9 protein-coding genes are annotated in these 10,696 nt (G+C 42.8%); all 9 read left to right on the top strand.

The genetic code is table 11. The features are described from left to right. Positions 1-209: 209 nt before the first annotated feature. The 9 genes from GBI16_RS05285 to GBI16_RS05245 all read left to right on the top strand — a co-directional run bounded on the left by GBI16_RS05285 (position 210) and on the right by GBI16_RS05245 (position 10,677). A complete protein-coding gene (locus GBI16_RS05285; protein ID WP_151706656.1) occupies positions 210-1,208 on the top strand; it encodes a sulfate ABC transporter substrate-binding protein in 999 nt (332 codons plus the stop codon). Between the two features lie 252 nt (positions 1,209-1,460). After that, a complete protein-coding gene (locus GBI16_RS05280) occupies positions 1,461-2,480 on the top strand; it encodes a sulfate ABC transporter substrate-binding protein (RefSeq protein ID WP_086209055.1) in 1,020 nt (339 codons plus the stop codon). A gap of 187 nt (positions 2,481-2,667) precedes the next feature. Next, positions 2,668-3,591 carry a 16S rRNA (cytosine(1402)-N(4))-methyltransferase RsmH gene (gene rsmH, locus GBI16_RS05275; protein ID WP_086209054.1) on the top strand — a complete coding sequence of 308 codons (924 nt, stop codon included), beginning with the start codon at positions 2,668-2,670 and terminating at the stop codon, positions 3,589-3,591. Beyond that, positions 3,591-3,923, top strand: a complete 333-nt coding sequence (gene ftsL, locus GBI16_RS05270; RefSeq protein WP_086209053.1) for a cell division protein FtsL — start codon at positions 3,591-3,593, stop codon at positions 3,921-3,923. The genes rsmH and ftsL overlap by 1 nt, the downstream gene beginning before the upstream one ends. Before the next feature lie 12 nt (positions 3,924-3,935). Beyond that, a complete protein-coding gene (gene ftsI / locus GBI16_RS05265; RefSeq protein ID WP_086209052.1) occupies positions 3,936-5,759 on the top strand; it encodes a penicillin-binding protein PBP3 in 1,824 nt (607 codons plus the stop codon). 7 nt (positions 5,760-5,766) lie between these two features. Continuing rightward, on the top strand, positions 5,767-7,263 hold the full coding sequence (locus GBI16_RS05260) for a UDP-N-acetylmuramoyl-L-alanyl-D-glutamate--2,6-diaminopimelate ligase (RefSeq protein WP_151706655.1): 1,497 nt from the start codon (positions 5,767-5,769) through the stop codon (positions 7,261-7,263). Positions 7,264-7,272: 9 nt separating this feature from the next. Further along, positions 7,273-8,682, top strand: a complete 1,410-nt coding sequence (gene murF, locus GBI16_RS05255; RefSeq protein WP_151706654.1) for a UDP-N-acetylmuramoyl-tripeptide--D-alanyl-D-alanine ligase — start codon at positions 7,273-7,275, stop codon at positions 8,680-8,682. After that, complete coding sequence (gene mraY, locus GBI16_RS05250; RefSeq protein ID WP_058870423.1) at positions 8,683-9,801, top strand: phospho-N-acetylmuramoyl-pentapeptide-transferase; 1,119 nt, start codon at positions 8,683-8,685, stop codon at positions 9,799-9,801. A gap of 69 nt (positions 9,802-9,870) precedes the next feature. Next, entirely contained in the window at positions 9,871-10,677 is an 807-nt protein-coding gene (locus GBI16_RS05245) for a putative RNA methyltransferase (RefSeq protein ID WP_086209049.1), read from the top strand. Positions 10,678-10,696 lie beyond the last annotated feature (19 nt).

The raw sequence follows: 10,696 nt of genomic DNA, 5'->3' as shown, positions 1-10,696 counted from the left end.
AAACAAGTGTGGAGATAACATGAAGATTTCAAATTTTAAATGCGTAAATCAGTGTTTGCTCCGCGATGATTATGAGAAAAAGTATAGAGCTTAGTCATTCAAAAGATATCTTTTTATTCGATTTTGAAGTCATAATTAATTATAACTAGATGATTGTGCTGATTTTTTGTTGTTTATATAGTGGGAAAATTCACTAAGAGTATAAAGCAATGAAAAAAATATTAGCGACATCTGTTTTTGTGTTACTGGGGAGCTGGGCTGCAACGACGTATGCAGCAAAAGATTTCTTAAATGTGTCTTATGATCCGACTCGTGAGTTTTATCAAGAATATAACCAAGCTTTTGGGCAATATTGGAAAACCCGAACAGGTCAGGAGGTAAACTTTAAGCAGTCGCATGGTGGTTCTGGCAAGCAAGCACGGGCAGTTGCAACCGGGCTACAAGCTGATGTAGTGACTTTAGCATTGGCCAATGATATTGATGAAATCGTCAATACGGGACAAATTGATAAAAACTGGCAAAAAGAATTTCCAAATAACTCTGCTCCTTATACTTCAACCATTGTGTTTTTGGTACGTAAAGGTAATCCAAAGCACATTAAAGATTGGAATGATTTAACCAAGCCAGATGTTGAAATTATTACCCCTAATCCCAAAACAGGAGGGGCTCCACGCTGGATTTATTTATCAGCTTGGGGTTATGCATTGAAACAGCCTGGTGGAAATGATGCCAAAGCCAAAGAGTTGGTCAAAAAACTGTATCAAAATGTCAAAGTACTGGATTCAGGCGCACGCGGTTCATTAACCACATTCGCTGAGCGGGGGATTGGCGATGTGCTTTTGTCTTGGGAAAATGAGGCTTTACTGGCAACGCAAGGTTTGGGTAAAGACAAATACGATATTGTTTATCCGTCTATTTCGATTCTTGCTGAGCCATCAGTTGCGATTGTGGACAAAACCGTCGACAAAAATGGCAATCGGAATTTGGCTAAAGGCTATTTAAATTATTTGTATTCGCCTAAAGGGCAAGAGTTGGCTGCAAAGCATTTCTTCCGCCCGCGGAATAAACAGGTCGCGAATAAATATATTGCACAATTTCCAAAACAAAAAACATTTAATATTAATGATGTCTTTGGCGGATGGGCTAAAGCGCAAAAGACCCATTTTGTGAATGGTGCGATTTTTGATCAAATTTATACTGAAAAATAAGTAGCTTAGCTTAATAAATGAATGTTTGATCAGTGAAAGTGAATAGTTATATATTCACTTTCTGCATATTTAAAGCATAAAAATCTATTTAATTGGAAGAAATAAAGAGCGGATTATTATTTTGAATAAAAACAGTGGATTAATCCTGTTTAAATTAAAGGTCGCAACAATTTAATCATGAAACACGAATTGTGGTTTGTGATTTTGTTTCATATATTTAGCATAATTTTAGATATTTAATTTAATGTTGCTATGAAAACCCATTTAAAATTTATTCTGACTGCTGCTTTATTTGCATCAGGCCTGACATTGAGTGTTACTTCAGCACAAGCTGCGGATCGTACTATGCTCAATGTATCTTATGATGCAACACGTGAGTTTTATGATGAATTTAATCAGTCTTTTGCTGCTTACTGGCAAAGTCGTACAGGACAAACGGTCGAGTTTAAACAGTCACATGGTGGTTCAGGTAAGCAAGCACGTTCGGTGGTGGATGGTTTAAAAGGCGATGTAGTGACTTTGGCTTTGGCCAATGATATTGATGAAATCGTGAAGTCTGGTCAAATTCAACCAGGCTGGCAAAAAGAGTTTCCAAATAACTCGGCACCTTATACATCGACCATTGTATTTATGGTGCGTAAAGGTAACCCGAAAAAAATTAAAGACTGGTCGGATTTAACCAAGCCTGGTGTACAAATTATTACGCCAAATCCAAAAACAGGCGGATTGCCACGGTGGGTGTATTTGTCCGCTTGGGGTTATGCATTGAAACAACCTGGTGGTAATGACACCAAAGCGAAAGAGTTTGTCAGTAAAATGTACCGTAATGTAAAAGTCATGGATTCTGCAGCACGTGCTTCAATGACGACATTTGCGGAACGTCGCATAGGTGATGTGTTATTGACGTGGGAAAATGAAGCCTTAGTGACACAAAAAACATTAGGTAAAGACCAATTCGAGATTATTTATCCTTCGATCTCGATTTTAACTGAGCCTTCTGTCGCAATCGTAGATAAGACCGTTGAAAAAAATGGCAATAAGTGGTTAGCCAAAGGTTATATTAACTATTTATATTCACCGATCGGTCAGGAAATGGCTGCGAAATATTTTTACCGTCCGCGTAATGCTGCGATTTTAGAAAAATATAAAGCGCAATTTCCACCCTTACAAACTTTCACCATTGATGAGGTTTTTGGGGGCTGGGCGAAAGCGCAACAGACTCACTTTGTGAATGGGGCAATTTACGATCAGATCTCAAATAACCGTAAATGAGTTAGGCTCGCTTTGCTGATGCTGTTTAAAAAGTCTCCTACGGGAGGCTTTTTTTATGACAGTGGCTGTTTTGAAACGGTTTTGTCTATGAAAAGTAATATTTCCGTACAAAAAGTCGTTTGGAGCTTTGTTAAAACAAGGTAATAATGTGCAGTTACATTTTTCCTTCCGATCGTATTGAGTCTTTATGTCGCATATTTCTGTATTACTTCACGAAACTGTTGATGCTTTGGTAGCAGATCGCAATACAGGAATTTTCATTGATGGCACGTTTGGTCGTGGCGGACATACCCGTTTATTGTTATCTAAACTGGATGAAAATGCGCGTGTCTATGGCTTTGATAAAGACCCACAAGCACTGGAAACAGCGGCTATTTTAGAACAAGAAGATCCACGTTTTAAAATTATTCATGCCAGCTTTGCTGACCTGAAATATGAGCTCGAAGCACGTGGGATTGGCTTGGTTGATGGAGTCATGGCAGATTTGGGTGTGTCTTCACCGCAGCTTGATCAGGCGGAGCGTGGCTTTAGTTTTATGAAAGATGGTCCGCTTGATATGCGTATGGACAACTCGCAAGGTCCAACGGCAGCGCAGTGGTTGGTGAATATTGAAGAAGAAGCCTTAGCCAATGTTATTTTCCAATATGGCGAAGAGCGTTATAGCCGACGTATTGCGAAAGCTATCAAGGCTGCAGGGTTGATTGAAACCACAGCTCAACTGGCCGAGATTGTGAAAGTGGCACACCCGAAATGGGAAAAAAATAAACATGCTGCAACCCGAACTTTTCAGGCCATTCGTATTGCCATTAATAAAGAATTAGAAGATATTGAAGTTTTTCTACCGCAGGCGGTAGATGTGTTAAAGCCGAATGGTCGTTTGGCGGTCATTAGCTTCCATTCACTAGAAGATCGCTTAATTAAACAATTTATTCAAAAAGAGTCGACACTTGAAGAAGATTTGGGCTGGGGCATGCCACAACAACGCGTAGATACGCGTCGTTTAAAGAAAGTATCACGTGTGAAAGCAAGTGATGCCGAAGTGAAAGCCAACCCACGTTCACGTAGTGCATGGCTTAGAGTTGCAGAACGCTTAGTAGCAAAAGGCGAATAATGAAAACTGAAGTCGTTGAAAAAACTCCAACAAAGTTAAAGTTTAAGAAGTTCATTGCTTATGCCATTTTATTGGTGCTGGTGTTTATCAGTGCCATGATGGTGGTCTTACAAGTTTTTGAATATCGACATGACTATCGTGAAATGAGCTCTTTTATGCGAGAGCGCGATGACCTGAATGCAGAATGGGGGCGTTTGTTGATTGAACAGCAAACCTTTGGCGCAACTGCACAAATTGGAACGCGCGCAGTGACACAACTTCGAATGTATTCACCTCCTGCGGCACAAACCGTAGTAATTTCTTTACCCACGACTTCAGAAAATAAAAAATAAGGCCGCTGCAACATGGTAGAAAAGCGTAAACCCACCCGTAAAAAACAGCAAGCGGTGACTGAAAAATCAGCGTTACAGGTTGAGATGTGGCGTTTTTATCTGATGTGGGCAGTGGTTTTAGCCTGCTTCTTTGCTTTGGTCGGACGTGCTTTTTATGTTCAGGTGATTAATACTGAATTTTTACAAAACAAAGCCAATGCCAATATTTTAAGAACTGAAAAAATTAAGGCCATGCGTGGCGTAATTTATGACCGTCATGGTGTACCTTTGGCGATCAGTACACCAATTATGAAAGTGGTGATTGATCCTCGTGATTATTTTGATAATAAAAAGTTATTTGATGAAATCACCGCTGAATTAGCCAATGATCCGCATAATCGTAAATTGAAACGTCAATTGCCTGATAAAAATTTAAATTTAGATGAGTTGGCTGATGCTGTTGGCATGGATCGGGCCGAATTAAAGCAAAAGTTGAACGAGCGCCCTCGTTCACGGTATTTGGTTTTGCAAAAAGAAGTCCCGCCACAGCAGGCAGAGCTGATTATGAAGCGAGGGTTCCAAGGGGTGTACACCGAAAAGAACTACAAGCGCTATTATCCTCAGCCCCAGCCGAATGCACAGATTATTGGTTTGACCAACAGTGAAGGTTCAGGCATTGAAGGTCTGGAAATGCAGCTCAATCAACGTCTTTCAGGTATTGATGGTGAACAGCAAGTCGTTCGTGACAAAAAAGGCAATCGCTTTAAAGATCCAGAAGTAATCAAAGAAGTTGAGCCAGGGGAAAATATTACCCTCAGTATAGATTCGCGTTTGCAGTACATCATGTACCGTGAGTTGACTGCTGCGGGTGTAGCGAACAATGCCCGTTCTGCAACAGCCATCGCGGTGGATGTAAAAACGGGTGAAATTTTAGCGATGACGTCATGGCCATCGTATAACCCGAATGATAAAAATAGTTTATCGAATAAAGATGCCATGCGTAACCGTGGAGCGGTTGACTCTTTTGAACCAGGTTCAACCATGAAACCTTTAACCATTTCTATGGCTTTGGAAAGTGGAAAATATCAACCTAATACCGTGGTGAATACTACTCCAGGTTCGATGCGGGTCGGCAACCATACCATTCGTGATACGCATAACTATGGCCCATTGACTTTGGGTGGCATTATTCAAAAGTCCTCGAACGTCGGTGTGGCAAAAATTGCGCTTTCACTCCCTTATTCAACTTTGCCAACGTTTTATAAGCGTTTGGGCTTTGGTCAACGTTCGGCAGTGAAATTTCCGGGTGAAAGTGGTGGTCTAATCTTACCACCAAGTAAATGGAATGTTTCCGAAGTTGCAACAATGGCTTATGGCTATGGCTTGAATGCCACTGTGCTGCAAATGGTGGATGCTTATGCCATGTTGGCAAACAAAGGGGTAAAAATGCCTTTGAGTTTGTATAAGTTGGATGCACCACCTCAAGGTGAGCAAATGATTGATCCAAAAATTGCGGATCAAGTCTTGCTGATGATGGAAACTGCAACCTTGCCAGGTGGTACAGCGACTCGTGCGACCATTCCGGGCTACCGTGTAGGTGGTAAAACAGGTACAGCACATAAATTACGTGCTGACCGTAAAGGTTACTCAACCAACGAATATCGTGCGCTTTTTGCTGGCGTTGCACCTGTGAGTGATCCGCGTTTGGCGATGGTGGTCGTGGTTGAAAACCCACAAGGCACTTACTATGGTGGTACTGTATCGGCACCTGTGTTTGCCCGTGTTATGCAAGAATCCTTGCGTTTAATGAACGTTCCTTTAGATAAACCCTTAGATTCTCCCGAAATCAAGAGATAGGTGATGAATGTCTATTACATTTCAACAACTCTACACCGTTAACTCAACTGCTGAATGGATGACACAGCCATTTCAGGGTTTTGTTCTTGATAGTCGTAAAGTACAGGCAGGACAAATCTTTATTGCCCTGACCTCGTTCTCACAACCTGAAAAGACAGCTCAATTTGCACAAACGGCCTTAGACAAAGGTGCCTTGGCGGTGGTGAGTGAAATTGAACTCGGGCTTGAAAACAGCATTGTAGTGCCGAATGTGCGTCACCTCATGGGAGAGTGGCAGAAACGATATTTGTTGACGTGTCATCCTTTTACGCCTGCGCGGATTTTAGCGGTCACGGGAACCAATGGTAAAACCACGATTGCTCGTTTGGTTGCAGAACTGTTGATGCTCCAAGGTAAATCATGTGCGGTGATGGGAACCACAGGCAATGGTATTTTGCCGAATCTAGAAGCCTCTTCACATACCACATTAGATGCTGTGCATTTACAAAATGCGCTATATACCTATGCGACCCAAGGTGCGGAATTTGCTTCTATTGAGGCTTCTTCACATGGTTTAGAGCAAGGCCGTTTAGCGGGTTGTGAAATTGAAATTGCAGCCTATAGCAATTTAAGTCGTGACCATTTGGACTATCACGGCACACTTGAGGCTTATGCCGAAGCCAAATCTCGCTTGTTTCAATTTCCGTCATTGAAGGTCGCTGTGATCAATCTGGATGATGAGCACGCTGGGGTCATGATGCAAGCCGCACAAAATAATCCAGCTCAACCCAAAATATTGACTTACTCAACTACCCAGCCTGCCGATTATCAGGTGAAGAATATTCAATATAGCCTGACAGGTGCAAATTTTAGCTTGTGTACGGAACATGCTGAATATCACATACAAAACCCATTACTCGGTCATTTTAATATTGAAAATTTGGTCGCAAGTTTAATTGTGGTGGAACAAGCAGGGTTCGATCTGACCACTGTTGTTGAAACAACAGCACAGCTCAAAGGTGCACCAGGCCGTATGCAAGTGATTCGAGATGATGCGCGTTTGTTTGTGGTTGATTATGCACATACGCCTGATGCTCTGGTGCAAGTTTTAAGCACGTTGAAGCGTCATGTAGAACACCAGCTTTGGGCAGTATTTGGCTGTGGTGGAGACCGTGATCGCGGTAAACGCCCACTCATGACCCAAGCTGCATTAAATGGGGCAGATGTGGTGATGTTAACTTCAGATAATCCACGTACCGAAGATCCTGAGCAAATTTTTTCAGATATGAAAGCAGGCATTGATTTTGCAGATTGCGTGGTGCATGAAATCCGTGATCGTCGTGAGGCAATTAAATTTGCCGTTCAGCATGCCAAAGCGGGGGATATTGTGGTTATTGCAGGCAAGGGTCATGAAAATTATCAAGAAATAGAGGGTGTTCGGCATTGGTTTGATGATGTCGTTGAAGTCCAGTCAGCCATTGATACCCAAACCCACACTACAGATTCTGCTTACCCTGCACACTAAGGAAGTCGTATGCATACCTCTACAACAAGCACAGTGCCTTTAATGCCATGGACAGCAGCACAATTGGTCGAAGCAACCCAAGGTTATTGGTTGAACGACAAAGCACCCAATACGGAGATTAAGCGTATTTTGACGGATTCACGTCATGCAGAAGCGGGTGATGCATTTTTGGCACTCAAAGGTGAGCGTTTTGATGCGCATACTTTTATTGCACAAGTTACTGAACAAGGTTGCCAAGTTGCCATTGTGAGCCAGCCTATTGATGCAGAGATTTGCCAGTTGGTGGTACCTGATACGCGTTTGGCACTGGGGCAGCTAGGAGCTTACCGCCGTGCACAGTATCCACAGTTAAAAGTGATTGCGCTGACGGGCAGTAGTGGTAAGACCACCACCAAAGAAATGCTAGGCAGTATTTTGTCACGTATAGCGCCCACCTTGGTGACACGAGGCAATCTGAATAATGACTTGGGTGTACCAGTCATGTTGCTTGAGCTTCGCCCTGAACATCAATATGCGGTGATGGAGCTAGGGGCAAGTCATCAAGGTGAAATTGATTATACTTCGAACTTGGTCCAACCTTTGGTTGCAGGCATTATCAATATTGGTACAGCACACTTGGGTGAATTCGGTGGACGCGATGGTATCTGCCGTGCCAAGTCTGAGATTTATGCGCATATTACTGCAAATGGTACAGCGATTGTTCCTGCGGCCGATGACTTTGCCGATAGCATTCGCCAAGCTGTACAAACTGAACAGGTGCTTAGTTTTGGTCAAGGTGGTGACATTTTTGCCACTGAGATTGAATTACATGCACAATCGGCAACCTTTAGCCTAAACACACCTCAAGGGGTGCGTCAGGTGGATTTGCCGTTTGCTGGGGAACATAATGTTCAAAATGCAACTGCTGCGGCCGCTTTTGCCTTGGCAATTGGTATTGCTTTAGATGATATTGTACTGGGTTTAGAGCAAGCGGTCGGGGCGAAGGGGCGTTTAAACTTTATTCAACAGGGTGCGCATCTGTTTATTGATGATACCTATAATGCCAATCCAACCTCTATGCGTGCTGCTGCCGAAGTACTTGCACAGCAAGATGGTATTCGTGTGATGGTGACGGGTGATATCGGTGAGCTAGGCAGTGCTGCGGCACAGCAACACTATATGTTGGGACGTGATTTGGTTTCGGTGAAAGGGCTGAATTTCGTCGTTGCTGTAGGTGAGTTTGCACCTGCTGCACAAGAAGGTGCACGCAGCACTCAATATGGCAAAAAAATGCAGGCTTTTTTAACTCAAGAGCAGGCATTGCCTTTTTTACATAGTTTAATTGAAACACATCAACCCCAGTCAATGAGTTTCCTCTTTAAAGGTTCTCGTTATACCCATATGGAAACGTTGATGGCTGATTTGATGGAGAAACTCTAAATGTTGTTATGGTTATTTGAACAACTGGCGGGCTACCATAGCTCGTTTCAGGTGGTTCGTTATTTGACATTGCGTTCTTTGCTCAGTGTTTTAACCGCACTGACCATTGGTCTAGTGCTCGGTCCTGTGATGATTCGCAAGTTGCAAGCGCTCAAATATGGTCAAGCCGTGAGTTCATATGCTCCTGAAAATCATGCCAAAAAAATGGGCACACCAACTATGGGTGGTGTGTTGATTTTAATGTCGATTGGTATTTCAACACTGTTATGGGCAGATTTATCCAATCCGTATGTGTGGATCGTCTTGGCAGTGATGGTGATTTTTGGTGCCGTGGGTTGGGCTGATGACTGGATCAAGATTCGCTATAAAGACAATGCGGGTTTACCTGCACGTAAAAAATTCTTTTGGACATCAGTTGCGTCATTAGGGGCAGGTATTGCACTGTATGTGATTGCACAGCAACAGACCAATCCTGTGCATACTGCAAATATGCTGGATTTGCTGATCCCGTTTTTTAAAGATTTAAGTATTCCTTTGTCGGTGATTCCACTGGGGATTGGTTTCATCATTTTCACCTATTTGGTGATTAATGGTGCTTCTAATGCTGTAAACCTCACTGATGGTTTGGACGGTTTAGCAATTATGCCCGTGGTGTTGGTTGCTGCGGGTCTGGGGGTATTTGCTTATTTGGCTGGCGATGTGCGGTTTGCCAATTATTTACATATTCCTTATGTGCGCTTTGCTTCAGAGTTGGTAGTGATTTGTGCTGCGATGATTGGTGCAGGTTTAGCTTTCCTTTGGTTTAATGCACATCCTGCACAGGTCTTCATGGGTGATGTGGGTGCATTATCATTGGGTGCAATGCTCGGTACAATCGCTGTAATGGTTCGTCAGGAAATTGTCTTTGCCATTATGGCTGGTGTGTTCTTGGTGGAAGCCATTTCAGTCTTCTTACAAATTGGTTCACTCAGAATGCGCAATAAGCGGGTATTTCTGATGGCACCTTTACACCATCATTATGAGAAAAAAGGCTGGCGTGAAACTCAAGTGGTGATTCGCTTCTGGATTATCACAATTATGCTGGTAGTTTTAGGGCTAATGACCTTAAAATTGCGCTAAGCAAAAGGATGAAAACAGTCGGCATTTGCCGGCTTTTTTTATGCCTGAGGTAATGTCTTGGAGAAAATAATGAATCTGCTCATGTGTCCTGTGTGTCGTGAGGCTTTAACTTTAAACGAAAGAACATGGCGCTGTGCGAATTCACATAGTTATGATGTGGCAAAACAAGGCTACGTCAATCTGCATGTCGTACAACACAAGCACAGTAAGAACCCGGGGGATACACCAGCGTCTGTACAAGCACGCCGTGCATTTTTAAGTGCAGGGTATTATGCACCTTTACAGCAAGCCGTGGTGAACAAAGTACGCGAGCTTCGGATTGAAAACTTACTGGATATTGGTTGTGGTGAAGGTTATTACACAGACGCGATGCAGGCAGAAGTGCTGCAATGTGTTGGTGTTGATATTGCGAAAAATGCAGTGCAAGTGGCTGCGAAAATCAATAAAAATATCACGTGGGTGGTGGGTACTGGGGCGACCTTACCTGTACTGGATCAGTCAATTGATTTATGTAGCAGTTTATTTAGTCCGATTCCAAAACAGGAAATTTTAAGGGTGCTCAAGCCACAAGGATACTTGTTGGTGGTGACGCCTGCGTCTCAGCATCTATATGCAATGCGTGAGGCCTTGTTTGAAGAGGTCAAGCCGCATGAACCAAGCAAATTTGTAGAACAGTTGAGTGATGTGTTTGACTTGGTGAGTGATGATGTGGTTGATGCTGAATTTAAGCTTAATCAGCAGGACTTAAAAAACCTGATTGCGATGACGCCTTATGCCTATAAGGCAAAATCAGAGCGCCGTGAAGCTTTGGAGGCGCAAACAGCTTTTGAGTTACACGCCCAGTATCAAATTTTACTGTTTCAGAAAAAAGCATGAGTATAAAAATGCCCGCAAT

It is taken from the genome of Acinetobacter sp. TUM15064 (genome assembly GCF_008980265.1).
In the GTDB taxonomy this organism is placed as follows: Bacteria; Pseudomonadota; Gammaproteobacteria; order Pseudomonadales; family Moraxellaceae; genus Acinetobacter.
This window is presented reverse-complemented; position numbering and strand designations above follow the sequence as displayed.

What these genes read in the sequence shown, in the direction of transcription:
- GBI16_RS05280 (WP_086209055.1), top strand. Translation starts at nt 1,461, where the DNA reads ATGAAAACCCATTTAAAATTTATTCTGACTGCTGCTTTATTTGCATCA.
- GBI16_RS05285 (WP_151706656.1), top strand. Translation starts at nt 210, where the DNA reads ATGAAAAAAATATTAGCGACATCTGTTTTTGTGTTACTGGGGAGCTGG.
- rsmH (WP_086209054.1), top strand. Translation starts at nt 2,668, where the DNA reads ATGTCGCATATTTCTGTATTACTTCACGAAACTGTTGATGCTTTGGTA.
- murF (WP_151706654.1), top strand. Translation starts at nt 7,273, where the DNA reads ATGCATACCTCTACAACAAGCACAGTGCCTTTAATGCCATGGACAGCA.
- GBI16_RS05260 (WP_151706655.1), top strand. Translation starts at nt 5,767, where the DNA reads ATGTCTATTACATTTCAACAACTCTACACCGTTAACTCAACTGCTGAA.
- ftsL (WP_086209053.1), top strand. Translation starts at nt 3,591, where the DNA reads ATGAAAACTGAAGTCGTTGAAAAAACTCCAACAAAGTTAAAGTTTAAG.
- mraY (WP_058870423.1), top strand. Translation starts at nt 8,683, where the DNA reads ATGTTGTTATGGTTATTTGAACAACTGGCGGGCTACCATAGCTCGTTT.
- ftsI (WP_086209052.1), top strand. Translation starts at nt 3,936, where the DNA reads ATGGTAGAAAAGCGTAAACCCACCCGTAAAAAACAGCAAGCGGTGACT.
- GBI16_RS05245 (WP_086209049.1), top strand. Translation starts at nt 9,871, where the DNA reads ATGAATCTGCTCATGTGTCCTGTGTGTCGTGAGGCTTTAACTTTAAAC.